The sequence below is a fragment of the Streptomyces sp. NPDC104309 genome, from assembly GCF_055584025.1.
Genome location: NZ_JBVJMV010000014.1, coordinates 101,194 through 125,731 on the forward strand (window position 1 = coordinate 101,194; position 24,538 = coordinate 125,731).

General features: G+C 67.9%; 20 protein-coding genes and 2 pseudogenes. 11 read left to right on the top strand and 11 right to left on the bottom strand.

All coding sequences use genetic code 11. The features are described 5' to 3' along the window. Window positions 1-722 precede the first annotated feature (722 nt). A pseudogene (locus tag ACZ68L_RS21755) lies at window positions 723-818 on the bottom strand (transcriptional regulator); the annotation flags it as partial. 62 nt (window positions 819-880) lie between these two features. Here ACZ68L_RS21755 and map point away from each other — a divergent pair. Both map and ACZ68L_RS21765 read left to right on the top strand, forming a co-directional pair. Beyond that, on the top strand, window positions 881-1,663 hold the full coding sequence (map, locus tag ACZ68L_RS21760) for a type I methionyl aminopeptidase (protein ID WP_469579312.1): 783 nt from the start codon (window positions 881-883) through the stop codon (window positions 1,661-1,663). A gap of 211 nt (window positions 1,664-1,874) precedes the next feature. Further along, window positions 1,875-2,075, top strand: a complete 201-nt coding sequence (locus tag ACZ68L_RS21765) for a DUF6225 family protein (RefSeq protein WP_469579314.1) — start codon at window positions 1,875-1,877, stop codon at window positions 2,073-2,075. Between the two features lie 302 nt (window positions 2,076-2,377). Here ACZ68L_RS21765 and ACZ68L_RS21770 read toward each other — a convergent pair whose 3' ends face one another. The 6 genes from ACZ68L_RS21770 to ACZ68L_RS21795 form a co-directional block, all read right to left on the bottom strand. After that, on the bottom strand, window positions 2,378-3,793 hold the full coding sequence (locus ACZ68L_RS21770; RefSeq protein ID WP_469579315.1) for an MFS transporter: 1,416 nt from the start codon (window positions 3,791-3,793) through the stop codon (window positions 2,378-2,380). 160 nt (window positions 3,794-3,953) lie between these two features. Continuing rightward, entirely contained in the window at window positions 3,954-5,078 is a 1,125-nt protein-coding gene (locus ACZ68L_RS21775) for an acyl-CoA dehydrogenase family protein (protein ID WP_469579316.1), read from the bottom strand. A 1-nt stretch (window position 5,079) separates the two neighbouring features. Next, the gene (locus ACZ68L_RS21780) at window positions 5,080-5,889 is read right to left on the bottom strand and encodes an enoyl-CoA hydratase/isomerase family protein (protein WP_469579318.1); all 810 of its coding nucleotides are present in this window, start codon (window positions 5,887-5,889) and stop codon (window positions 5,080-5,082) included. Between the two features lie 20 nt (window positions 5,890-5,909). Then, window positions 5,910-6,854, bottom strand: coding sequence for an acyl-CoA dehydrogenase family protein (locus tag ACZ68L_RS21785; protein WP_469579320.1), 945 nt, complete (start codon window positions 6,852-6,854; stop codon window positions 5,910-5,912). Next, window positions 6,851-7,780 (bottom strand): acyl-CoA dehydrogenase family protein, encoded by a 930-nt coding sequence (locus ACZ68L_RS21790; RefSeq protein WP_469579322.1) that lies wholly within the window; start codon window positions 7,778-7,780, stop codon window positions 6,851-6,853. The genes ACZ68L_RS21785 and ACZ68L_RS21790 overlap by 4 nt, the downstream gene beginning before the upstream one ends. A 2-nt stretch (window positions 7,781-7,782) precedes the next feature. Further along, on the bottom strand, window positions 7,783-8,925 hold the full coding sequence (locus ACZ68L_RS21795) for an acyl-CoA dehydrogenase family protein (protein ID WP_469579324.1): 1,143 nt from the start codon (window positions 8,923-8,925) through the stop codon (window positions 7,783-7,785). 445 nt (window positions 8,926-9,370) lie between these two features. Here ACZ68L_RS21795 and ACZ68L_RS21800 point away from each other — a divergent pair, with 445 nt between their 5' ends. From ACZ68L_RS21800 to ACZ68L_RS21810, 3 genes are all read left to right on the top strand, one after another. After that, window positions 9,371-10,906 carry a class I adenylate-forming enzyme family protein gene (locus ACZ68L_RS21800; RefSeq protein WP_469579326.1) on the top strand — a complete coding sequence of 512 codons (1,536 nt, stop codon included), beginning with the start codon at window positions 9,371-9,373 and terminating at the stop codon, window positions 10,904-10,906. 257 nt (window positions 10,907-11,163) lie between these two features. Further along, the gene (locus ACZ68L_RS21805; RefSeq protein ID WP_469579328.1) at window positions 11,164-12,219 is read left to right on the top strand and encodes a TIGR03617 family F420-dependent LLM class oxidoreductase; all 1,056 of its coding nucleotides are present in this window, start codon (window positions 11,164-11,166) and stop codon (window positions 12,217-12,219) included. Between the two features lie 277 nt (window positions 12,220-12,496). Further along, entirely contained in the window at window positions 12,497-13,171 is a 675-nt protein-coding gene (locus ACZ68L_RS21810; protein WP_469579329.1) for a FadR/GntR family transcriptional regulator, read from the top strand. Between the two features lie 241 nt (window positions 13,172-13,412). On the opposite strand, the gene ACZ68L_RS21815 is transcribed toward ACZ68L_RS21810, so the two are convergent. Both ACZ68L_RS21815 and ACZ68L_RS21820 read right to left on the bottom strand, forming a co-directional pair. Beyond that, window positions 13,413-14,291 (bottom strand): cyclase family protein, encoded by an 879-nt coding sequence (locus ACZ68L_RS21815; RefSeq protein ID WP_469579330.1) that lies wholly within the window; start codon window positions 14,289-14,291, stop codon window positions 13,413-13,415. A gap of 54 nt (window positions 14,292-14,345) precedes the next feature. Then, window positions 14,346-15,086: pseudogene (locus tag ACZ68L_RS21820) on the bottom strand (SDR family NAD(P)-dependent oxidoreductase). 197 nt (window positions 15,087-15,283) lie between these two features. Between ACZ68L_RS21820 and ACZ68L_RS21825 the strand changes: the two are divergent. Together ACZ68L_RS21825 and ACZ68L_RS21830 are read left to right on the top strand one after the other, a co-directional pair. Continuing rightward, on the top strand, window positions 15,284-16,849 hold the full coding sequence (locus tag ACZ68L_RS21825; RefSeq protein ID WP_469579332.1) for an AMP-binding protein: 1,566 nt from the start codon (window positions 15,284-15,286) through the stop codon (window positions 16,847-16,849). Window positions 16,850-17,043: 194 nt separating this feature from the next. Continuing rightward, entirely contained in the window at window positions 17,044-18,108 is a 1,065-nt protein-coding gene (locus ACZ68L_RS21830) for an SMP-30/gluconolactonase/LRE family protein (protein ID WP_469579333.1), read from the top strand. A gap of 178 nt (window positions 18,109-18,286) precedes the next feature. On the opposite strand, the gene ACZ68L_RS21835 is transcribed toward ACZ68L_RS21830, so the two are convergent. Beyond that, a complete protein-coding gene (locus ACZ68L_RS21835; RefSeq protein ID WP_469579335.1) occupies window positions 18,287-18,412 on the bottom strand; it encodes a hypothetical protein in 126 nt (41 codons plus the stop codon). A 587-nt stretch (window positions 18,413-18,999) separates the two neighbouring features. Between ACZ68L_RS21835 and panD the strand changes: the two genes are divergently transcribed. Genes panD through ACZ68L_RS21850 form a run of 3 tightly spaced genes read left to right on the top strand, consistent with a single transcriptional unit; the run spans window position 19,000 to window position 20,478 of the window. Further along, window positions 19,000-19,425, top strand: a complete 426-nt coding sequence (gene panD, locus ACZ68L_RS21840) for an aspartate 1-decarboxylase (protein ID WP_469579337.1) — start codon at window positions 19,000-19,002, stop codon at window positions 19,423-19,425. Window positions 19,426-19,455: 30 nt separating this feature from the next. After that, complete coding sequence (locus ACZ68L_RS21845) at window positions 19,456-19,818, top strand: GNAT family N-acetyltransferase (protein WP_469579339.1); 363 nt, start codon at window positions 19,456-19,458, stop codon at window positions 19,816-19,818. A 33-nt stretch (window positions 19,819-19,851) separates the two neighbouring features. Beyond that, complete coding sequence (locus ACZ68L_RS21850; protein ID WP_469579341.1) at window positions 19,852-20,478, top strand: aspartate/glutamate racemase family protein; 627 nt, start codon at window positions 19,852-19,854, stop codon at window positions 20,476-20,478. 842 nt (window positions 20,479-21,320) lie between these two features. Here the strand turns inward: ACZ68L_RS21850 and ACZ68L_RS21855 are convergent. Next, window positions 21,321-22,913 carry a tetratricopeptide repeat protein gene (locus ACZ68L_RS21855; RefSeq protein ID WP_469579343.1) on the bottom strand — a complete coding sequence of 531 codons (1,593 nt, stop codon included), beginning with the start codon at window positions 22,911-22,913 and terminating at the stop codon, window positions 21,321-21,323. A 205-nt stretch (window positions 22,914-23,118) separates the two neighbouring features. Between ACZ68L_RS21855 and ACZ68L_RS21860 the strand changes: the two genes are divergently transcribed. Beyond that, window positions 23,119-24,531: a M64 family metallopeptidase gene (locus tag ACZ68L_RS21860; RefSeq protein ID WP_469579345.1), complete on the top strand. Its 1,413-nt coding sequence runs from the start codon at window positions 23,119-23,121 to the stop codon at window positions 24,529-24,531. Window positions 24,532-24,538 lie beyond the last annotated feature (7 nt).

A 24,538-nucleotide genomic window follows, 5' to 3' on the forward strand; every position in this document is an offset into this window, starting at 1 on the left:
GTTGCTCTGGCGGGAGGTGGCAAGGGTGAGGTTCTGTCCTTCGAGTCGGTTCAGGAGATAGACGGCTGCCCCCGCAGATACCGGCGGGCGACAGTGAGCTGGTAGTGCGTGATCTCCTTTCCGCGGCCGCGTCGGTGAAGCCGACGCAGGAGGTGCCAAGTCGCTTGACGCTGCAGGACTTTCCGTCCCTCAGCCGTCGCAGGGGAGGTGACGAAGTCTTTCATGTGCCGTTCGAGACGGACCATCTGCTCATCCAGTTTCGGCAGGGCGCGTGGCGGCGAGGACACCTGGGATGTGTTCGACGACCTTGCCTTCGGGGAGTCGCGGCCCGGCTGCTGCTCCCCGCCGGGCGCATCAGGCGCCACGCGGGGCCCTCGTGCGCTGCCGGCCATCGCCCTGGCACTGTCAGCGGCCGGCGGGCTCGCCGCCGGCGCACGGGATGACTCCGTCACAGGACCGCTGGTCCTCGCAGCAGCCGCCTTCCTGTGCGCGGCCCTGCTCTGGTACACCGCAACGGAGGGGCCCGTACACACCGCACGCCGTACACGCCCCGCAGTACGCTGACCGCCCAGAGGACCGCTCGCTGGCGCCGGCCAGCGGCTGTACCGCCCCGAACTGCCGCACCTCTCACTGACCGGGCCCGCTGCCGTCCCCGCGCACTGGCGGTCATTCGTCGGCGGCGGCGTCCTTGTCGCGCAGGGGGCGCAGGCCGCCGGGCAGATATCGAGCATCGAGCGCTCTGCCCTGGCCCGGCGTAGGAGGGCGCCGAGGCGCTGTCCGCGTTCGACCTCTGCGGGAGTGAGCGGCAACCCGACCATGTCGATTCCCGTACCGGTATAGTAATGCCGGTATAGTTATTGGTTGCTGAGAAGGGCGCCGCATGATCGAGATCCTGAACCCCACCCTGTTGGCCCGAGCAAAAGACGCAGGCGCCCTGGTCGCTGACATCCTGCAGACGCTGAAGAGCCGTAGCACGATCGGCACGAACCTTCTGGACATCGACCGGTGGGCCGAGACCATGATCGTCGAGGCGGGAGCGCTGTCCTGTTACGTCGACTACGCGCCATCCTTCGGACGCGGCCCGTTCGGCCACTACATCTGCACGGCCGTCAACGACGCCGTGCTCCACGGAAGGCCATACGACTACACGCTTGCCGACGGCGATCTGCTGACACTCGACCTCGCCGTCTCCCAAGGCGGAGTCGCTGCAGACGCTGCCATCAGCTTCATCGTGGGCGGCGCAAAGCCCCCGGAGAGCGTCGCGATGATCAGTGCGACCGAACGCGCGCTGGCCGCAGGGATTGCCGCTGCCGGGCCCGGGGCTCGCATCGGCGATATCTCCCATGCCATCGGCACGGTCCTCAGCGAGGCGGGGTACCCGATCAACACCGAGTTCGGAGGTCATGGCATCGGATCAACGATGCACCAGGACCCGCACGTTTCGAACACCGGACGGCCTGGCCGTGGATACAAACTGCGCCCTGGACTGCTGCTGGCACTGGAGCCGTGGGTCATGGCGGACACCGCTGAACTCGTCACTGACGCCGACGGGTGGACGCTCCGAAGTGCGACAGGCTGCCGGACAGCACACAGTGAGCACACGATCGCTATCACCGACGACGGAGCCGAAATCCTCACCTTGCCGAAGCAAGCGCAGCCGTGAGGTCGGAGCCCCCCGTGCTCCTCTTCTCCAAGCACCCCTGCGGGCATGTGAATGGTCCAGCCGACCTCAGCTGCTCACCCACTCGGCGTGGTGCTCCGTCTGCCGGAGCCGTTCGGCGTGGACCTGGACACCAGCGGCTTGTCACCAGCCTGACAGACACGCCTCCCGATCCGAGGCGAGCAACCAGCCACGACTGCGTATCGCGTCCGCGGTGCCCCCGGATCAGTGCTCTGGCCCGGGGCGCAGCAGTGTCTCCACCGGCAACGGATACCGGGGCTTCGTTCTCGTGGACGCTCATCAGGTGGAGAACTGGTGCCCGGCCACCTCTGCGGCGCCGGAGCGTACCGAGACAGCGGAGGCGCTGACGTTGGTCGCCGACTGGGAGCCGGGCGCATACGACCGTCTGGACTGACACCGGTATCCACCGGGCCGGCGCCCGGGTCGGACGTTCGCTGCATGTGCACCCCCCCACGTCCTTCGGTCATTCTGCGTCTCCGGGTCGGACCGCAGCATGGTCCAGTGCCCGTTGTTCTCCAGGCTTCGGTGTGTCTCATGGGACACGGAGCGGTCTGCTGGAGGGTGGCGTTGGGCGGTGGGGGTGCGCCGGCGTCGGTCCGGGTTACGCGAAGCGTTCGTGGTCGGCCGGCACCGCGTCGATCACATCGAGATGGATGGTGACTCGCCCGTCCCCGGGATCGGAGCACTTGGTCAACGTCAGCAGGGATTTCCACCGCGCCCAGCCCCTGGCCCAGGTGAGGTGTCCGGGTCGTCGGACAGGTCCCGCCCGCGGGTTTCGGCGGTGCGCCAGATGGCGAGTGCGGTGATCAGCCCGCAGCCTATGGCCAGGGCGGCGAGAGGGGTGCTGGAGATGTGGCCCGACGCGGAGAGCAGGCTGCTGGCGAAGAGCGGGGTGAAGCCGCCGCCGATCAGTGCGGCCAGCTGGTAGCCCATGGAGGCTCCGGTGTAGCGGACCTTGGTGCCGAACATCTCGGACAGCAGCGGGCCCAGCGGTGCGTACATCGCGTTCTGTACCACCTGGCCGATGACCATACCGAGGATCAGCAGGGGAACGGACTTCGTGTTGATCAGGGCATAGATCGGGAAGGCGAGCAGTGAGATGCCTACGGCGCCGGCCAGCGAGACCGCCCGGCGTCCGAGGCGGTCGGACAGCGCGGAGAACAGTGGTATGGCCACCAGCCCGGTGACTGAGGTGGCCGTGAGTCCGGACATCACGTCGGAGGTGGCGTACCCGACGCCCGTGGCGTAGGTGAGCATGAAGGTACTGATCAGAGCGGTCAGGGCGAAGGGACCGATGCCGACCGCGCAGGCAAGGACCAGGGTCCGCGGCCTGCGCAGCACCTGCGCCAGGGGGATGCGCGGCGGTTCGGCTGAGGACTGCTGCTTCCGAGTCTCCACCGCCTGCTGGAACAGCGGACTCTCCGTGATGCTGATGCGCACGTACAGGCCGATGCCGAGCAGCAGCGCACTGAACAGGAACGGGATGCGCCAACCCCAGGCCATGAACTGCTCTTGGGGGAGCATCGTGGTCGCAGTGACCGCCAGGGTGGACAGGAGGAATCCGATCGGTGACCCCATCTGCATCACGCCGTTCCACAGGCCGCGGCGCCGTGCGTCGGCATGCTCGACGACCATCAGCGTGGCGCCACCCCACTCGCCGCCGATGGCGACGCCCTGCACGATGCGGAACAGGACCAGCAAGGCGGGAGCCGCGACGCCGATGGTCGCGTACGTGGGCAGCACTCCGATCAGGAAGCTCGCGGCCCCCATCAGGAGCATCGTCAGGATGAGCATGGCCTTGCGGCCGAGCCGGTCACCGAAGTGCCCGAAGACGGCACCCCCGATGGGTCGTGCGACGTAGCCGGCGGCCAGTGTCCCGAACGATGCGATCGTGCCGACCACTGGGTTCGAATCGGGGAAGAACAGCCGACCGAAGGCCAGAGCGGCCATGGTGCTGTAGAGCAGGAAGTCGTAGTACTCGATGACGGTTCCGAGCAGGCTCGACAGCGCCACCTTGCGCAGCAGGGCGGTGTCCGGCGCTGTGGGTGGCTGCCCGGCGCCCCCGGATGTCCGGGGGCTCTGCGGGGACGACGCGGAGGGTGCAGCAGACATGGCTGACTCCCTTGAGCGGTAGGGATGTTGTGGGTTGGTGAACGGCGAGGTACCTTCCGCGGTGGTGCAGGGCTCGTTCTCCGGAGTGGTATCCGGGAGAGTGAGCCGCTCAGCCGAACGAGATCGTTTCTTCTCTGTTCAGCGGTTGCGCGATGACCTTTCAGACTTTGCTCTCAAGACCGAACGCCTGCCGTGCGACGAGTCCACGCATCATTTCCGACGTTCCGCCGCCGATGGTTTCCAGGATCGCCTGCCGCCACATGAACTCGACATCGGTGCCTTTGACGAGCGCTTCGGGCGATCCGAACTCCATTGCCGCACGCGCGATTTCCTGGACGAGGAGTGTGCCGGCCAGTTTGTGATAGGCCGCCGGAACCGCCGATGGTTGCCCAGAGGTGATGTCACCGAGCAATGCCAGCGCCAGTGCCTCGACCTCCGCCACTTTCACGGCGAGGTCGGACAGCCGCCGACGGACGAAGGGATCTCGGCCCAGGCCCGACGTCTCCACCCAGGCGATGAGGTCCTGCAGGTCACGTCGTAGCCGTTTCGGTGGGAACTGGACATGCCGTTCGACTGCGAGCGCGGATGCGACCACCTGCCATCCCTCGTTCTCGAGGCCGACGCGATTCTCGACGGGCACCCGCACACCGTCGAACCGAACCTCGTTCAGGCGTCCGCCGTCGTGAGTCGGGATCGGGGAGATCGACACCCCAGGATGGTCCAATGGAACGATCAGGACGCTGAGTCCACGCGATCTGCTGTCCGGCGAGCCGGTCCGGCAGAGCAACCAGATGAAGTCGGCCCAGTGAGCATTGGACGTCCAGCACTTTGCGCCGTTGATCTCGTACTCGTCAATGACCACCCGGGCCCGGGTGCGAACTGCCGCCAGATCGGAGCCGGCATCCGGCTCCGAGTAGCCGAGCGCGAAGTTGATCTGTCCGAGTCGCAGTCCTGGAAGAAGACGTTCGCACTGCTCGGCCGTACCGTGAGCCATGAGCGCCTTGGCGACCAATCCCGGACCCATCGGTGGCCGGGCGACCCGCGCATAGGCCATCTCGTCCCACAGGATGAACTCATAGGCAGGCGGCAGTCCCATGCCACCGAACTCCACTGGCCAGGAGAGCGAGAGCCAACCACGCTCCCCGAGCGCCCGGTAGAGCCTGCGCACCCCCTCCGCCGTGTTCTCACCACGATGGAAGTATCCGTTCAGCCCCTCATGGTCAGCCAGGAACTCGAGTACCTCGCTGCGGAACTCCTCCTCCTCGCGGGTGAATCCGAAGTCCATGTCAGTCTTCCTCGCGGGCAGCCGTGGTCCACTTCGGTTCGCGCCGCTCGCTGAATGCCCGGGGGCCTTCCTTGGAGTCGGGATGCGCCCAGTGCATCCGTAGGAGCGCCCACCCGTACTCGCACGCCTGGGTGTATCCCATTTCCAGTGACCCCCAGATCGCCTGCTGCGAAAGCGACACCGCGGCCGGCGAGTTCTTGGCAATGCAGCGAGCCATTTCTTCTGCGGTGGCCATGAGCTGGTCAGGAGCGACCAGTTCGTCGACCAGTCCCAGCTGGTACGCGCGCTCTGCAGGCATCCGGTAGCTCTTGCCCATCAAGGTCATGCGCAGTGCGGATCCCAGCGGCAGGCGTTTGGCGAGACCGATGTTCTCCATGGCCCCCACCAGGCCCACATTGACGTGGGTGTCCATGAAACTCGCCTGGTCCGAGGCGACCACGATGTCGGCATCGACCACGAAGTGCAGCCCGGCTCCGGCCACGAGGCCGTTGGCCGCGCAGATGACCGGCTTCCACACCCGGTTCTGTCGAGGCGACCAGAAGACCTCGTCGGTCAAGGGCCCCGTGCCGGTACTCATACCTCCCCGCCCGGCGACGACGTTCACATCCGCGCCCGTGCAGAAGTGCCGATCACCGGCGCCGGTGATAATGGCCGCACGGATCCAGGGGTCTTCCCGGACCTCGCGCCACACCGCCTTCATCTCTGGCATCATCGTTCCGGTCAGGGAGTTTCCCTTGTGCGGTCGGTTGAGCGTTATATAAGCGATGTGTTCGCGTTTTTCGAAGAGCACCTCGGGCTCCTCGGCGTCCACCGTGTGCTCTTGGCCATGTGTCATTCCTGTCCTCTTTCCGAGTACATCGCCAGTACCTCTTCCGCTATGTCGTCTGCGTGCGACGGCAACAGGGAGAGCTGCCTGATGCGCTGTGCGATGTGGCCGATCGGTCCTTCGACGGAGTAGCCCAGTGCACCGTGCGTTTGATGGGAGACGAAAGCCGCTTCCATCGCAGCTCGCGATGCCGACAGCCGCGCTGCGACCGCGAGACCGCAGGCCTGAGGGTGCTGGTGGTCGATCGCCTGAGCGGCCACCTTGATCAGCTTTTCCGCGGCCTCCAGACCGAGGCCGGCGTTCACGATCGGATGTGCGACGGCTTGGAAGGAGCCGAGGGCACGACCGAACTGACGCCGTGTGCGCGCATGCTCGACCGCGGCGTCCAGGACGCGCTTCCCGGCACCCCACAGGTACCCCGCGAGCGCCATGTTCGAGAAGTTGGTTCCCTCCCGTACACGTTCCAGCGGCAGAACACGCTCCAGCGAGACACGCCCCCAAGGCTCGTTGCCCAGGGTTTCCACCGAGTCCACCGCCCCGGTGGCCCGCGCGAGCCAGGCCCGCTCGCCGTCCGACTCGACGAACAGGTCGGCGATCGGCGACCACGGCATCAGCGGCGGACGTCCGTACGAGACCAGACTCGCGCCACGAGAGACGGCACGTGCGTGCGTCGCGGGCAGAGTGTGTGTCGCGAAGAAGGTCCCTGCCAACGGTCCGGGGGCGCAGGCACGCCCCAACTCCATGGCCACGGCGGAAATCTCGCCCGCACCGCCACCCTCGTCGGGCATCGCCAACGACAGCACGCCGAGGCCGGCCAGCCCTTGCCAGAAGGCCCGCGGAAACGAGCTGGAACTCGCACGCTGCACTTCGTCCGTGCACCTGGCCAGGCAGTAGCGTCGGACGGACTCGGCGAGTGCCTCCTGCTCCGGGGTGAAGCCAACACTGCTCATGCTGCTGATGCTCCCCAACGCGATGCCGCCACGGCACGCCGATGCTCGCGCAGGCCCCCGAGCTCGGCTCTGAGCGCTTGCAAGCGAAGCGTCCAGAGGTGGAGATCGTGTTCTCGGGTCAGCCCGATGGCCCCCATGATCTGATGCGTTTCCCGCGTCAACCGGTGCAGTGTGGCCATCGTGTGTGCGGCGGCGACAGCCGAGGACTCCTTGGGTGCGCCCCGGAACGCAGCCTCATAGGTGAGCCAGCGTGCCCCTTCCAGGAGCACGCTCAACTCGGCCAGGCGATGCTGCAACGCTTGGAACGAACCGAGGGACCGCCCGAACACTTTGCGGTCTTTCGCATATTGAACGGTGAGATCGAATGCCTTCTGCATCATCCCGAGCGCCTCGGCGGAAACACCGACACGCCACCAGTTCAGCATGTTCGCCGACGTTCCGGGAGCCAGGTCCTGCTCATGGTGCGGTACCACCCGAGCCAGCGGGTAACCGTATGCTGACGGAACCGGCGTCGCGTCGTGTGGACGCAGCTCCGCGGCAGTGCACCGATCCGCTCCGGATATGAGGATGTGGCGGGCCTCGCTGCCGTACCGTTCGGGGCTTGAGTCCTTGCCGGTGGCCAGGACGACCGGACCTTCGGGAACCGGCAGCCCGAGTGCGGGCAGCACCAGAAGATGCGGTACCGGTGTGATCGCGCCGAGCTCAGCGCCGATCTGTTCGATGGCCAAGGTGGCTTCCAGCGGTCCCGCGTTGGCGTCAGCGAACAGGTCGAGGAACCCACCCGCGCGCAGCTCGGACTCGAGCACCTGGTCGTATGCCCCGCGTTCGGCGAGCTCTCGGCATCGCTGCGTCCCGGCGTGCCGGCTCAGCAACGTTCCCAGCGCCTCCAGCAGTGCGCGTTGCGTATCCGATCGTTCGAAATCCACGTCTATTCCTTCGGGAGTTTCAGGATCAGCCGGGTGATCAGGTTGAGCTGGACTTCGTAGCTGCCCGCTGCGATGCCGGCGCCGAGCGAGTTGCGGAACTGCGCATCGCCCAACGACTGCTCGGCCAGTGCCTCGCTTCCCATGACGTCGAGCGCGAGGTCGCCGACCGCACGTTCGGCCTGAACCATTGCCGCGCGGGCCTGATAGGCCATGGGAGAGGGTTCCTTGGCCTTGGCTCGCTCGTCGATGACACGGTGGACGAGGACACGAGCAGCCTCACACAGGGCTCGGGCGTCGCCCAACTGCTCCTGAATCCCTGCATCCGTGAGCAGGTCGGCCGCTCGGCACCAGCCGGCGAGTCCGTCGAGAACCAGGGCCGCACGTGCGTAGCGCGGGGCACCGACCCGCTCGTAGGCGAGTGTCCGGCGGACAATCTCCCAGCCCTTGTTCTCCTCCCCGAGCAGGCAGTCCTTGGGAACCCTGACGTCGGTGAGAAAAAGTTCGTTGAAGGAGTGTTCGCCGACGAACCCGTCAATTCTCCTGACTTCGACGCCCGGCGTCTTCAAAGGCAGCAGGAAGACGGAAATTCCATCCCGACCATCCGACACCGAACCGGTGCGCGCAAGGAGGAAGCAGTAGTCGGCCGCGTTGGCATATGACGTCCAGATCTTCTGGCCGTTGAGGATGTAACCGTGATCATCCCGCGTCGCGCGTGTCCTCAGGGCCGCAAGGTCGGTGCCGGCCTCCGGCTCGGAGAAGCCCTGGCACCAGAAGACCTCGCCCCGGGTTATCGGTGGCAGGAGGGCCTTCTTCTGTTCTTCCGTACCGTACTTGATGACGGCGGGGCCGACCCAGTTCACGTTCATGTACTGCGGTCCGCGTGGCTCCCCCCGCTTCCACATCTCCTCGCCGAGCACGAAATGCTGCCACGCTCCCTGGCCACCGCCGCCGTACTCCTGCGGCCAGTGGGGGGTGAGCCAGCCTTTGGCTGCCAGCGTGCGCACGAACTCTCGTGAGAAGTCGGTGTACACCGCACTGCCGAGACCGAACTCGGAACGGTTCCAGGCGTCGGGCAGTTCGTGGTCGAGAAAGTCGACGAGGTCGCTCCGAAATGCGGCGTCCGCTTCGCTAAAGGCGAACTCCATCAGTTCCTCCGTGTGATGCGGTCATGCGTCTCCAGCAAGGCGCCGCGAAGAGGCGCAGCAGGGCTGGCCGCTCCCATCGAATCGAGGGAGTCTCTAACTAACCTGAAAGAGTACACTCTTTCAGGTTGGTGACAAGGTGTACCGCGCTCTCGGCGGGGGAGGGGGTGCGTCCTGTCGTACCGTCCGTCGGTCACTGCGCCGGCGGTGATCCGGACGGCCTCAAGGGCTTCTCCTGGCCTGCCCGGACCAAGTCGCCCCCCGCCACCCGCTTCCCGGTCGCGGCGATCGGACACGGCGTTGACGCGCATCGGCTTGCCCCCTCGAAACGGTGCCGCATCACCCATGAAATGAGTGGATGAGTGTACTCAAATCAGTGTCGGAGCGATAGCCTGCAAGGGAACTCCTCGCACGGACTGCGCTGGCCGACGACCAAGGGAGCAACTTCGTGGGTGATCAACTGACCCTGCCGAACTGGCTGCGAACGATCGGTGCCCAACGGCACGGGGTGCATCGACGAGCGCTCCGGGACGACTTCGGTCAACTGACGTTTGCCGAGCTGGTAGACACGATGGATGCCGTGGCCGCCGGGCTGCGGCAGGCCGGATTGCGCACAGGGGACCGAGTCGTGACGGCAATGGAGCCGTCCATTCCGCAGGCCATGGTCATCCTCGGTGCCCTGGCCGCCGGCATGGTCGCCGCACCGCTCAACGTCCGCCTGACCGGACCGGAAGCGCGCGCCTACCTCGCCACGCTGAATCCGAGCGTCGTGATCGCCGACCCCACCCACGCGGCCCTGGCCCGTGAGACCGGCTGTCGAGTCATCGAACTGCCGGCGGCCGACCGCATGCCCATCGCGGACCGGATGGCCCCGCTGATCAGCCGCGGCGGAATCCTGCCGGTCCCGGCCGAGGACGCCCCGGCCGTCGTCTTCGCCACCGGCGGGACGACAGGAACGCCCAAGGGCGCCTTCCATACACATCGCAGCCTGTGGCTCTGGCTGAACACCTGCGCACACGGCAACCCACGCACGCCCACCGACATCGAACTGTTCTTCTCGCCGTTCTTTCACATCACTCTGGGAACGAACCTGCTGGCTCCGTTGCTCGCAGGTGGTGAGGTCTGGATCCAGCGCCGGTTCGACGCCGGCTCGGCGCTCGCGGCGATCGACCGAGGCGCCAGCCGTCTGATGGGTGCGCCGACGATGTTCTCCGCGCTCCGCGCCCACCCGGCCTTCGCGACCACCCGCCGCGAGAACGTCACGGCGATTCGCTTCGGATCCGCGCCGTCGACAGACGGCTTCGTGCGCGACCTGCTGCGCGACTTCCCCAACGCGAGAATCCGTGCGGGGTTCGGCGCCACCGAATTCGGCTCGGTCATGGGGTTCGATCACGAAGACCTTCTGGCAGGTCGGTCCACCGGTGTGGGCCGGCCGCTGCCGGGGGCGATCGTCCGGATACTCGACGAGGACGGCCATGACGTCCCCGTCGGTACCGTCGGCGATCTCGTGGTTTCCTGCCCCTGGCAAACCCATGGCTACTACGGATTGCCGAAGGAATCCGAGGAGACCTTCCGAGCCGATGGTGTGCACATCGGTGACCGTGCCTCACGTACCGACGATGGATGGGTGTTCATCGCCGGCCGCAAAAAGGAGATGATCATAAGCGGTGGCGAGAACGTCTACCCACGGGAGGTGGAGGAAGTCGTCCTTCGCCACCCGCACGTCGTCGACGCCATCGTCTATGGCCTGCCCGACGACCACTGGGGCGAGCGTGTCGAGGTCGGCATTGTGGCCGTCCCCGGCAGGACGGTCGGTCTGGAAGAGATACGGGGATTGTGCCGGGCGAGTCTGGCCGGCTACAAGATTCCCAAGAGCCTACGGCTGCTCAACTCGATCCCACTCACCGCGAACAACAAGCCCGACCGCCGAAGGGTGCGTGCGGAGGCCTTGTCCGGCGACGTGAACGCCGACGCCGACCGCTGACGAGTCATGCATGGTGAACAGGCACACCCGGGTTGTGGCCCGCTGCCCCCGAGCGGCTGCCGGCCGCCCTGAGCCGACCGAGGCCGCGATCGCGGTTGTCGCCGGCCTCGGGGCGGGCACCGCCAGGGACTTCGCGGCCCCGAGCCCCTCGATCTGCGCCGGGCTTCGCTCCCGCCGACGTCATTGCCCGCAGCCCCACCGCTTGCCACGCCATTGCTGCCCGCACCACACCGGGACAACCAAGGAGACCCCGTTCGATGACCGCTGTTCCGCACGCCCCCGAGCCTCTGAAGCTGGACGCCGCGATCGGCACCTCGTCACAGATGATCGAGGCCGCCGTCACCGCCGAACGGCACGGCGTCCACCGGGTCCTCGTACCCGAGACCACCCAGGACCCCTTCCAGCCGCTCGCCATAGCCGCATCCCGCACCTCCGCCATCGAAGTGGCCACCGGTGTGGCCATCGCATTCGCCCGTACCCCGATGACGCTGGCATCCAGCGCATGGACACTGCAACAGCTCTCCGGCGGTCGCGCCGTGATCGGTCTGGGCTCGCAGATCAAGGCGCACATCACCCGCCGGTTCGCCATGCCGTGGTCCAGGCCGGCGGCCCGCATGAAGGAGTTCGTCGCCGCCACCCGTACGATCTGGGACTGCTGGCAGACCGGTGAAAAGCTCGATTTCCGGGGTGAGTTCTACACCCACACCATGATGAACCCGACGTTCGACCCCGGCCCGCTGGAGCAGGGTGCGCCCCTCGTGCTCATCGCGGCCGTGGGACCGCTGATGGCCGCCGCGGCCGGCGAGGTCGGCGACGGTGTCATCTGTCACCCGTTCAGCACGGCGCCGTACATCACCGAGCAGCTCGCCCCCGGGGTGCTGGAGGCCCGCGCCAAGGCCGAGACCGAGGGGGCGCCGTGGACCAGGCGGCCTTTCGAGATCGCCGGCAGCGTGCTCACCGTCACGGGCCGCACCGAGCAGGAGTACGAGCACAACCGTGCCGGCATCCGCGAGCGCCTCGCCTTCTACGGCTCCACACCGGCGTACCGGACCGTGCTGGAGCACCACGGCTGGGGCGCGCTCCAGGAGGAGCTGCACGCGCTGTCGCTGCAGGGGCGCTGGAAGGAGATGGGGCAACTCATCGACGACGATGTACTGCACGCCTTCGCCGTGGTCGCAGAGACGCCTGCGGAGGCGGGTCGGCTGATCCGCGAACGCTACACCGGCGTCTACCACAGGGTGTCGGTATCGCTGGCCGCCGAGTCCGACCTGGCGCTCGCGCTGGAAGTCCTCGACGGTATCCGCAACGGTTGACTCCGTGACCGGCACAGGCCGGTCGGCTCACCCCGGCCAGAGTCGATGCCGCAATCCCTGGTGGAGAATGAGGCCACTCATTCGGCTTGAATCGATCGGCTCCGCCAGCCTGCTCCGTGGTCGGGTCTATTATGGTCCGAAGAAAGAGTGTGCTCTATCAGCACCGACGTGTAGCGGGGCACCGATACTCAGACGGGGACAGGTCTTGTCCATGACAGATGACGGGAACAACTGCTCCGCACCTGCTGGGCGGGGGAGTCAGCGGCTCGCCGAAACCGTGGCGGGGCTGATCGAGAAGGACATCATGAAGGAGGGTTGGCGCACCGGGTCGGTTCTGGGATCCGAACGGGATCTGATCGAACGCTACGGTGTGAGTCGAGCGGTGTTCCGCGAGGCCGTGCGGCTCGTCGAGCATCATCAGATGGCGCGCATGCGGCGTGGGCCGGGAGGCGGCCTCGTCGTCACCGAACCGGATCCTGGCATCGTCCGCGATGCCGCGCGAGTCTATCTCCGGCACGCGGCTGTCAGCCGTCGGCAGCTCTTCGAGGCGAGGATGGCCCTCGAACTCGCAGGTGTCACCGCGGCGACCGAGAGGCTGACAGAGCGAGGCATCACCAGCCTGACGAAGGCGCTCGACACCGAGCAGGAGTTGATGGACCGAGGCGTGACACTCGGACACGCGCGGAATCTCCATCGCGTGATCGCCGAACTGGCCGGCAATCCGGCAATCACGCTCTTCGTCGAGGTGCTGGCTCAGCTCGACGAAGACATGGTGCAGCACGAATGGGAGTCCGACGACCGGCCGGACGAGGGGCATCGCAATGCCGCAGCCGAGTCCCATGCGGCGCACCAAGCGATCGTGGCGGCGATCGTGGCCGGTGACGTTCCGTTCGCGCAACACCGGATGCGCCGGCACCTGCAAGCCATCGCGGCGCTCCTGGAGGACGAGTAGATCGCGGCGCTCCTGGAGGACGAGTAGGAGGAATGGGCCCCTGCGCTGCGTGGCAACGGCTGCAGGCCGGTCTGGTCGGCAGCCGTTGGATCGGCAGCAGAGGAGGCGCGCCCAGCGCATTTCGATCAGCCGGGGCCGCTGTAGGCCGTCATCCGCGGCGCGACTTGCCACAGGCCATTTCCGGCTCTCCTGTCGGTTCCGTGGGTCAGGTTGTCGCGAGTTGACGAGCCTGGTTGTCCGATCAGGCCACGGCGACGGGCCGGAGCGGCGACCCCGTGCCGCCGCTGATGGTGAGTGGCAGGCCCACAAAGAGGAATTGGGAGACGGCGTCGGCCGCCAGGCCTTCGCAGTTGACCCATTCCATGATGTGGATCCCCTGCTCGTGGAGGAGGTACAAGTGCACCGGGAGTTGATTTCCGGGCACCGAAGACGGCCTCACCTCGAAGGACATGGTGTCCGCGCCCACATAGCGAGCACCCTGCGACACGAGCCACTGTGCTCCGTCCAGCGCGACACCACTGCCACCGCTGTACTTCCGGATCCGGTCGACATCGGGCCAGAACTTCATCTGTCCCGTTCGAACCAGTACGACGTCCCCGTCCCGGATCGAGATCTCGGCGGCATCCGCTGCCCGCCGCAGGTGCTGTTCACCGATTGCGAAGTGCGGCGGTAGAACCTCGAGGCCGAGGGCTCCGGGAACGTCCAGCAGCACTCCTCTTCCGATGATGGGGGCCAACTCTGCCGCGTCATCGCGTTCGGCACCGTGATCTCCCAGTGCTTCGTTGGCTGACACACCGCCATGCCATTCGTCATTCGCCCCGCAGGTGACATGGCAGAGCGCGTCGATATGCGTCCCGGTGTGCAGACTTCCCGACACGAGTTCGGAGACATAGCCGAAACCGACCTGATTCTCATCCGGATCGTCGAACGGAAACCGTTGAGCCGCTCGTTGGCCTTGCGGCGAGTTGTAGGTGACGACCTCGAAGCGAGGATAGCCGTCGAAAGTGGGCATATGCCGCCACCAGCCCGATGACAGGTCATACACTGCGCCCCTGGTAGGGATACCGAGATTGCGGAGAAGATCGTCTGTGCCCTGGTGCGGCCGGATCGGCGAGTTCATGGGGACATCCTTTTCGCGAGTCGCTGGAGAGGTGGTTCCGAACGCTGCTGTGGATCAGGTCGTGACGGACATGCCGGCATCGGCCGTCAATACCGTGCCGGTGATCGCCGTGGCCAGTGGGGACAACAGGAAGAGTGCCGGCGCGGCGATCTCGTGCGGCTGGACGGGAACGCCACGCGGGGTCCGCGCAACCATGCGCCGCCCCGGCTCGGACGGAAGGAAGTCCTTCATCCGCGGTGTGACGACGAGGCCTGGCGCGACCGCGTTCACCCGTACCCCGAACGGAGCGGCGGCGGCAAGGTATCGCGTGTAACCGATGACGCCGGCCTTCCCCGCCGAGTATCAGTCGACTCCGCCACCGATTGCGGTGCCGGCGATGGACGCGATGTTCACCACGGCCTTCGCCTGACCTCGAACCCGATCCAGCCAGGAGGTGGTGACGAGCTCGACCATCCCGAGCACGCCGATGATTCCCGATGTGAACGGTTGGGGAGCACTGCTCGGTGGCCCGGCGTTGTTCACCAGCAAGCCCGGCGTGCCCCACTCCAAGGTACGGTCCCACGCCGATTCGACGGACTGGCGATCCGACGCATCCACCTGGACCGCGAGCGCCCGCCCACCCGAGTGCTCGACCGGTTCGGCCACGCCGGCGGCGGCGTTGCCGTCGATGTCCCACACCGCTACGGCGAGCCCCAGTTCAGCGGCGCCGAGCGCGACGGCCCTGCCGATCCCGCTGCCCGCACCGGAGATCACGACGCAACTGCCCTCTGTGAATCCCATGTTGCTCAGCATCATTTCAGTGTACTGATTACTCGGCTGGTAGGTCCAGATCTAATCGGATGGCGCCTGAAGCGCTGCCAATGATGCCTGCTGCGTGACAGGTTCGTTGTGTCTCCCACCTAAAGAGGATACTCTTTCTTCTGTCTCCGATCCGGCTGCAAGCAGCGCGACAGCGATCCCCCTTGAAGGACGGACGAGGAACGATGAACGGGATGGTCTTCTCTGAATTGACGCCGGTCGTGTTCGCCGAGCGTGCCGCCAAGGTGTTCGCGGATCGGCCTGCGGTCGTCGACGGCGAACTGCGTTACTCCTATGCCGAACTCTGGCAACGGGTACAGGCGTTGGCCGGGGTGCTGGCGGGGTACGGAGTGCAGCCCGGGGACCGGGTCGCGGTCCTCGCCCCCAACACCCATGTGCTGCTCGAAGCGCACTACGGGGTGCCGCTGGCCGGCGCAGTACTCGTGGCGCTCAACACCAGGCTCGCACCTGCCGAGATCGCCTACATCCTCGACCACAGTGGGGCGCACGTGGTGATCGTCGACGCCGCATGCCGTGACGTGCTGTCCGAGGCTTTGAAGCACAGTGCGATCCGACCGAAAGTGATCAACTCGGGTCAGCCGCAGGACGAGTACGAGTCCCTGCTGGTGGACGCAGTCCCGCAGGCGAGGGAGGTAAGCGACGAGAGATCCCTGCTGTCGATCAACTACACCAGCGGTACGACCGGACGACCGAAGGGCGTGATGTGCCACCACCGTGGCGCCTACCTCCAGGCGTTGGCGATGGCCTACCACGCCAAGCTGGACACGTCCGCACGCTATCTGTGGACACTGCCGATGTTCCACACCAACGGCTGGTGCTTCCCATGGGCGGTGACCGCGGCCGGAGGGGTGCACCACTGCCTGCGCAAGGTGAACCCGCCCGACATCTGGCATGCCATCCGCGAGAGCGGCGTCACCCACTTCTGCGCAGCGCCCACCGTTCTGGCGATGCTGGCCGAGGACCCTGCCGCGGCAGCACCCGTCCCCCGTCCGGTTCAGGTGTTCGTGGGAGGTGCGCCGCCTTGGCCGGCACTGCTCGCCAGGATGAGCACGCTCGGCATCGAAGTCCGCCATCTCTACGGACTCACCGAGACCTTCGGCCCGGCCGTCGTGTGCGACTGGCAGCCGGAGTGGCGGGATCTGCCGCTCGAACAGCGCGCCCCGTTGATGGCGCGGCAGGGCATCGCGAACATCATCGCCGAACCGCTGCGGGTGGTCGATTCCTCTGGCACGGATGTGCGGGCCGATGGCATGACGCTCGGCGAGATCGTATTGCGCGGGAATGACGTGATGCTCGGCTACTACCGAGACGAGGAGGCGACCGAGGCCGCGACGACGGTCGACGGTTGGTTCCGTTCGGGCGACCTCGGCGTCATGCATCCGGACGGCTACGTCGAACTGCGCGACAGGGCCAAGGACGTCATCATCTCCGGCGGGGAGAACATCACCTCGGTAGAAGTGGAGAACGCACTCGCCGAGCACCCGGCGGTGCTGGAGGCCGCGGTCGTCGGCGCACCGCACCCGAAGTGGGGTGAGGTGCCGATCGCGTACGTCGCCCTCCGGGCCAACGCTGCGATCGGAGAGGCAGAACTGGTCGCATTCGTGCGGGACAGGATCGCGAGATTCAAAGCACCGCACCGAGTGATCTTCGGTGAGCTGCCCAGGACATCGACCGGGAAGATCCAGAAGGCGCTGTTGCGGGAGCGAGCCGCACATGCCCGCTTGCGGCAGGCACCGTGAACGACGGCGGCACGGTTCCACCAGCACCCACCGGCTGTCGGGACCAGCCGCTGCGATCAACAGCCCCCAACGGGCCCGATCGTGCCGGATGACCAACAACCCTACAACCCAACAGCCCGCCGCCATACGCGACAGTGCCCGATACCGGATCGGGCGCCGGCCGCTCGGAGCATGGCCGCGGATCGGGAGGAACTGTGATCAAGGTCAGGAGACCGCTCATACTCGCGGCCGCCTTCGTGGTGGCCCTGCTCATCGGCGGCGCAGCGGTCACGACCGCTGCGCCGACGGCCGAAGGACGCGGCGCTGCCCCGGCCTCCGACGAGGGGCGGAGAACACCGCCGGTGCCCGTGATCCGGGCGACCGAGGTCGCAAAGGTGGCGCCTCTGGACCCGCCGTCTGCATTCGGGCACGCGACCGTGCTGGAGGGCCCCGCCTTCGGGCCCAACGGCCATCTGTACTTCGTCAACTTCACCGCTCCGGCGGGACAGCCCAAGATCCTCGAGTTCGACCTGCGCACCAAGGCCGTCACGCCTGTCTACACCGACGCCACGAGCCGTTTCTCCTCCCTGCAGTTCAGCCCCGCCGACGGGAAGCTCTACGTCACCGACTTCGACAACGGGAAGATCGATCGGCTCAACCCCGACGGCACGGGCTTCACGACGGTCTTCTCGGGGTCGGTGGACGGCCGGTCGATGGTGCCCGACGACATCGCCTTCGACAAGGCGGGGGGCATGTACATCGCCGACTACCAGGGCTCCCCGTGGGACCCGATCGGCCGGGTGGTGCGTCTCAACCCCGACGGCACCCACCCGATCGTTCTGCAGGGCGGCCTGTCCGCTCCCAATGGCATCTCGTTCACCCCGGACTTCTCCGGCCTGTGGGTCGGCGAGTACAGCCTCGGCCGGGAGGACCACTTCACACTGGCGCCCGACGGCAAGAGCGTCGTCGCGGGCAGCGTGGGGATGTCCGCCGGCACCGGTCTCCACGGCTTCGATTCGAACTCCGTCGACTCGGCCGGCAACGTCTACCAGGTGGTGATCGGCGCCGGGAAGATCCTCGTGTGGAACTCGGGCGGAGACCTGATCGCCACGATCGTCGTCCCGCAGGAGCCCAAGTCGGAACCGCTCGTCAGCAACCTGGTGATCAGGCCGGGCACGACCGACGGATACATCACCGTAGGCGGCGACAACGGCGGCTACATCTACAAGTTCCGTTCCCTCGCACCGGGGATCCCACAGTCCAACGGCGGGGGAGCCTGAGCGCGTGGTGGCCAAGGGATCCCCTGCTCGATGAGCGGGAGTTTCTCCGTGCTCGAAGCATGATCGCGGGCTGGCGGGCGGGCAGCAGGGGGTGTGGTCGGCCTCGTATGCTCGCCCGCCAGCCGTGACGACCTCGACGTCTGGATCGCTACCAAGACCACACTGCTCGCGCAGGTGGCTATGGGGACCAGCTGCGGTGCTTGTTGGCGTAGGAGCGATTGGGTGTGCCGATGTTGTGGTTGGTGGTGTGACATCGGTGGCTGAAGTCGAGGGGGGTGGTGAGGGCGAGGAAGTTTTTGCGCACACGCCGTCCTCCGTCAGAGTTGGGGTGTCGAATCACAAGTCCGATCAAGCAGAGAAACGCCGTGTCCTTCCTCAGCCTATGGAAGCGGACCCTGAGAGCCGGGTGGCTGATTCGGTCAGGCTGCGAGGGTGAGATCGAGGCGGGCGAGGTGGCTTGTGGCCCGGTGCAGGTCAGGACGGTGGGTGAGGGACTGGGGCCAGGGAGTGCCCGCCACGTACCACTGCCAAGCGTCACCTGCGGGCGACAACAACGGTCACGAGAAACGCCGGTTTGGCTAGGTCCTGTCCAGCCGTCGGCGACTCCAATGGGGCAGGGGGATTGCCGCGAGATGTCGCAGTGACGGTAGTCACGGAGGGCCCGCGAGGGGTGTTGCGTAGGCTTGCATCGTCGCCACGGCGGGGGCGTGATGGGGGCGATGAGCTCTCCCGACCTTGCCTGACGATGCATCAGGAAAGTCGGCAAGGGGTCAGCATAAGTCCTGAAAGACCTGGGGAACGCTGCCCGGACATGCGACTCGCTGTAGGGTAGAAAAATCGCCCTTGACCTGCAAAATCGCAGGCAGGGAGCCTAGGTTCAGGAGTACCCCGATGATGCGTACCATGCTCAAGTCAAAGATCCATCGAGCCACCGTCACCCAGGCCGATCTGCACTATGTCGGTTCTGTGACCGTCGATGCCGAGCTGATGGAGGCCGCGGATCTGTTGCCCGGTGAGCTGGTGCACATCGTCGACATCGACAACGGTGCCCGCCTGGAGACGTATGTCATCGAGGGCGAGCGCGGCTCCGGCGTCATCGGCATCAACGGCGCCGCCGCCCACCTCGTCTACCCCGGTGACCTGGTCATCCTGATCAGCTACGCCCAGGCCGACGACGTCGAGGCCCGCCGCATGATCCCGCGCGTCGTGCACGTCGACTCCGGCAACCGTATGGTCGGGATCGGCGCCGACGCCTCCGAGCCCGTGCCCAGCACCGCCACCGAACGGAGCCCGCACGCCGTCGCCTCGGCGCGCTGAACCGGCTCGACCGCTGAAGGAGCACCCGTCATGGCCGAACAGACCCACCGGATCGGACTCGACATCCGCGACGACCGGGCGAGCGGCAACCTGCTCGCCCACGAGAGCGGCAAGGCCGTCGGAGTCATCGCGTACTTCGTGATGGACGGCGAGCCGGCCGCGCTGGTCGCCGTGCACACCGTCGTCGAACCCGGCCACGAGGGCAAGGGCATCGCGGGTGCTCTCGTCCAGGAGTTCTACAACATGGCGGGACGCGGGGGCGTGCCCGTCGTCCCGCTCTGCCCGTACGCCGCGAAGTGGGCGGAGCGCCACCCCGACAAGGCCCCCGAGGCGTCGGCGGAACTGGTGGAGCGGGCGAAGAAGCAGCTCATGTCCCGACCCGAGCTGTACTGAACCGCGGCGGCCGGGGGCTGTACCGTTCGGACGGTGACGCTCGCACTGCTGCACACCTCCCCGGTCCACGTTCCTGTCTTCGACGCCCTCCGGGACGCGGAGCATCCCGGACTGGCCCTGCGCCATCTCGTGGACGAGGGTCTGCTGCTCCGGGCCAGGGAATCGGGCCCCGAAGCGGTGTCGGGCGAGATCCGGGCGCTGCTCGCGGGCGTCGTCGCCGAGGGGGCCTCCGCCGTGCTCTGCACGTGTTCGACGATCGGCGCGGTCGCGGAATCGGCCTCGGCGGCGATCGGCGTCCCCGTGTTGCGTGTCGACCGTCCGATGGCGGCCGATGCCGCGCGACGGGGGCGCGTGGTGGTTCTCGCCGCGATCACCGGCACTCTGGCACCGACGCTCGCACTGCTGGCCGAGGAGGCGGGGGAGCGGTCCGTCGAGGTCCGTACCGTTGTGGTCGACGGGGCCTGGGCGTGCTTCGAAGCCGGTGACCGCGATGGCTATCTGGACCTGATCGCGGCCGCGGCCGACGCGGTGACGGAGGCCGATGTGATCGTGCTGGCCCAGGCGTCGATGGCTGACGCGGTTCCCCGGACGGCCACCCGGATCCCGGTGCTCTCCAGCCCCCGGCCTGGCCTCTTTGCTGCGGTCGCTGCGGCGCGCTGATCCGCCGGACGGGGCGCGGAAGGCCTCGGGCGGAGCATCCCGAACCCTTACGCATGGACTCACCGGGCGCGGGCAGCCGCTCCGGGAGACGGTGGAAGGAGATCCACCCCGAACCGTTCGGAGGCCCCGCGATGTCCGATCCGTACCCCGACCCCGTACCCCCGGCTCCCACTCCCGGACCGATGCCCGGGCCGCCGTCACCGCTTCCGGAGCCGCCGCCACCGCCGCCCGGACCCGTTCCGCCCGGCCCCTCGCCGGATCCGATTCCGCAGCCGCCCACGCCGGAACCGCAGCCGTCACCCCAGCCGGCCGGATGACCGTGCCCGGGTGTGTTCAACGGGGCCGGCGCGCGCCGGCGGCGCGTCTCGGATTCCTGCCAGGGCTGCGTTCGCCCGCGCGGTGACCTCGGTGAGCACGCGGCCGGGCGCTGCCAGGTCCTCGGCCGGCAGATCGCCGTACAGCCGGGCCGTGATCTCGACGGTTCCGGCCCTGTTCGCCTCCTGCCGGTCACGATGCTGAAGCCGTCCGGGGCCGTCGGCCCTCAGTGATCGTCCTGGTCCCGACCGTGCTGCTGTCGGCCCTCGGTGATCTCGCCCTTCCGTACGTGGGCCGCTGTCCACGCCACGTCCCCCGGCGGGACGAGAGGTGCATCGCATCCGCGGTCGCGCAGTCCGACGACGAAACCGCGCGCGGCGGTCCGCTGCCCCGTACCGCCGTCGAAATCGTGGGGTTGTTCCCCGGCCCGAACGAGCCCGAACGACCCCGGGCCAGCCCTCACCGTCCCGAACCGGCCGTCCGGCCGGACGTGGACCCTTGCCTCCGGCGCGGCGAGCGCCGTCCGTTCACCCGGGCAGCCGGGGCGTTCCCGGTGCGGGGGCGTGCTGGGCCGACGGTCCGGCCCCGTCGGACGGAACCCGGGCCGTGGGCGGCCGTACCGGCGCCGGTCCCAGTGTGGTGCTGCCGGGTGAGGCGCGGTGCCCGAGTCCGGTCCGGTACGCGTCCATCGCCGCTTCGGTACGGCCGAGGCGTCGCAACAGATCTCCCAGAAGCCGGCAGATGTCCGCGAGATCGCCTGCCGCGCCCGCCCGTTCCAGCAGGGCCAACGCCGTGACGTAGTGTTCCTCGGCGGCTTCGAGATCGCCCTGATCCTCGTGGACGAGGCCGAGCAGCCGGTGCGCGCCACCGGCGTGGACCGATCCCCGTTCGGGGTGCAGTTCGCCCAGGAGCCGGTGCAGCAGTTCGCGGGCCTCGGCCGTCTTGCCGCTTCGGCGCAGTACGTCGGCCAGCTCCACCTCGACCTGCGCCGTGTACAGGGCGGCCCGCTTCGACGCCAGCATGTCGCGGGCGGCGCACAGTTCGGTCTCGGCGCCGGACAGGTCGCCGTCCTGCGCGCGTACGTAACCGCGCATCCAGTGGCAGTGCGCCATCTCCGTACGGATCTGGAGCTGCTGGTAGATCTCGGCCGCCTTCGCGAGGGCGGCATCCGCCTCCGTGGTGCGGCCCGCCGCGATGAGTGTGCGGGCGACGCTTCGGTGCAGTCCGGCGACCAGTTCGGGATCGGACACCTGCGGCGCGAGAGCCAGCGCGAGCTCACCCGCCTGTGCGGCGCGGGCGTGGGCGCCCATGTCCATGTACGGGGCGATCGCGGCCGTGTACAACAGTACGAGCGCGCCCGGGTCCTGCAGCCCGGAGGAGTTCAGCTCGTCGATGGCGCTCTCCAGCAGGTAGCAGGCGTACCGGAGTTCGCCCGCCAGGAGATGCGCGACCGCCCGGCCGCGGACGGCCGGGGCGCGCCGGGGGAGCGGTGCGTCGGAGAGGAGTTGCTCCGCGGCCTCGAAGTGCTCACGGGCCACGGACAGATCGCCGGTCTCCAGAGCACACTGGCCGAGCCCGAGGAGCGCCGTGGCGCGTTCCTCGTCGAGACCGTGCCTCTCGGCCTCGTCGAGCAGCCGGGAGTAGGCGGCGATTGCGTCCTCGGCGACACCGGTGGCCAGCGTCCGCTGGGCCTCCACGAGTCTCAGCCGCAGATCGGTGGCGAGATGGGCGGGGCGGCCCGTCGCCAGCTCCTCGTGCGTCACGCCGAGCCGATCCGCGAGATGGCGCACGGCCGCTTCCGACGGGCGCACCCGGCCCGCCTCCAGAGTGGAGACGTAGGCCGCGGTGTACGCGGGCTCGGCGAGTTGACGCTGAGTCAGGCCGCATTCGGCGCGCAGTCGTTGTACGCGTAGCCCGATGGCACCGGGGTCGCCGCAAGGCCCGTGCGGGGAGCCCGGCGAGGGCGTGCCGTCCGGTCCCTGCGCGCCGCTCCGTCCGCGGGGGGCGGACGGTACGTGCGCGCTGTCCCGTCCGTCCGGGGAGTTGAGGGTGTGGGCGTCGTGCGGCCCGTCTCCGGAGAAGGCGCCGACTCCTCGTCCCGCTGTGCGCTTCTCGTCCATCGCGCCCCGCCCTTCCGTCTCGCCCGGCCTCGAAATGTGGCCCATGCATCGTAAATGCCCGGTTGGCTGCCTCAACCACCGGGCGTCCTGGTCTTGTTGGGAACGCCGCACGCTTCTATGTTAAGCGGCATCTTAAGTCGACTTAACTCATGAGTTATGTGGCGACGGAGAGTCAGAAGTACCCCAGGACCTGAAGGAGTTGTCCATGCGCATACGCCCCCACGCGCGCCGAACAGCGGGAACGGTGGCGGGAATCGTTCTCGTCGGTCTCCTGGCGGCGGCCGTCGCACCCGCCTCCGCGTCGGTCACCGCCGCGGACCGCGACGGCGGCCGACGCGTCCAGGCCGAGTACTTCCCCGACCCCGGCGGCCCGGGCAGGACCGTGGAGGTGCCCGCGACCACCTCCGCTCAGCGGGGCAGCGGCACCGCCGCCCCGCTGAGCGCTGCCGGGGCCGCCGTCGACGGTACGGTGGGCCGACACGCCGTGACCGGCCCCGCCGACGACCGACTGGACGTCGTGATCATCGGGGACGGCTACACGGCGGACCAGCAGGACGACTTCCACACGGACGCCACCGCCAAATGGGCCGACATCACCGCCCTGGAGCCGTACAAGAGCTACCAGGGCCTGTTCAACGTCTGGACCGTCGACGCCGTCTCCCGCGAATCCGGCATCAGCGGCGATCCCGGAGCGGACAGCGTCCGGGACACCGCACTCGGCAGCTACTTCTGGTGCGCGGACACCGAGCGGCTGATCTGCACCGACGTCGACAAGGTGGCCGCCTACGCCGCGAAGGCCCCGGCGGCCGACCTCGTGGTGGTGATCGCCAACTCCACCAAGTACGGAGGAGCGGGGTACTCCGGGCTGCAGGCCGAGGGGTACCCCTTCAACGGGGTCTCCACGCTCTCCTCCGACCACGCCTCGTCGAGCCTGATCGCCGCTCATGAGATCGGGCACTCGGTGGGTCTGCTCGACGACGAGTACACGTACGACGCGTACGGCACCTGGACCGGAGGCGAGCCCGGCGGAATCAACTCCACCACGTACACGCCGGCGCAGCTCACCGAGCAGCGCGCGAAGTGGTACCGCTGGCTGGGACGGAGCGACCCGGCGGGCGGCACGGTGGGCACGTACGAGGGAAGCGCCTACTACCCGTTCGGAATCCACCGGCCGACCGGCTCATCGATCATGCGTGAGCTGAGCAACACCGAGTTCAACCTGCCCGGACGGGAGGCGATGATCGCGGGGTTCTACCGCGCGGGCAACGCGCTGAGCAGCACTGTCGACAGGGAGGCCGCCGTAGGTCAGGGCCGTCGTATCACGGTGACCCTCGCGGGCCTCGGGACTGCCGGCACCAAGCCCCACACGCACCGGCCCGGCGCCGCCGCCGGTCTCGCCAGGACCGATCTGCGCTGGTACGTCGACGGCGTCGAAAGGGTCTTCGCCCGAGGGCGTACCTCCGTCACCCCGGCCTCGCTCGGTGTCCGTGCGGACGGCCGCGGCCACAGGGTGACCGCCGAGGCCGTCGACCGCACCGACGCCATCCGCGATCCCGCGGTCCGTGCCCTGGCCACCGAGACCCTCACCTGGCGCGTCGCGGCGACCGGGCACCGGTAGCAGGTCC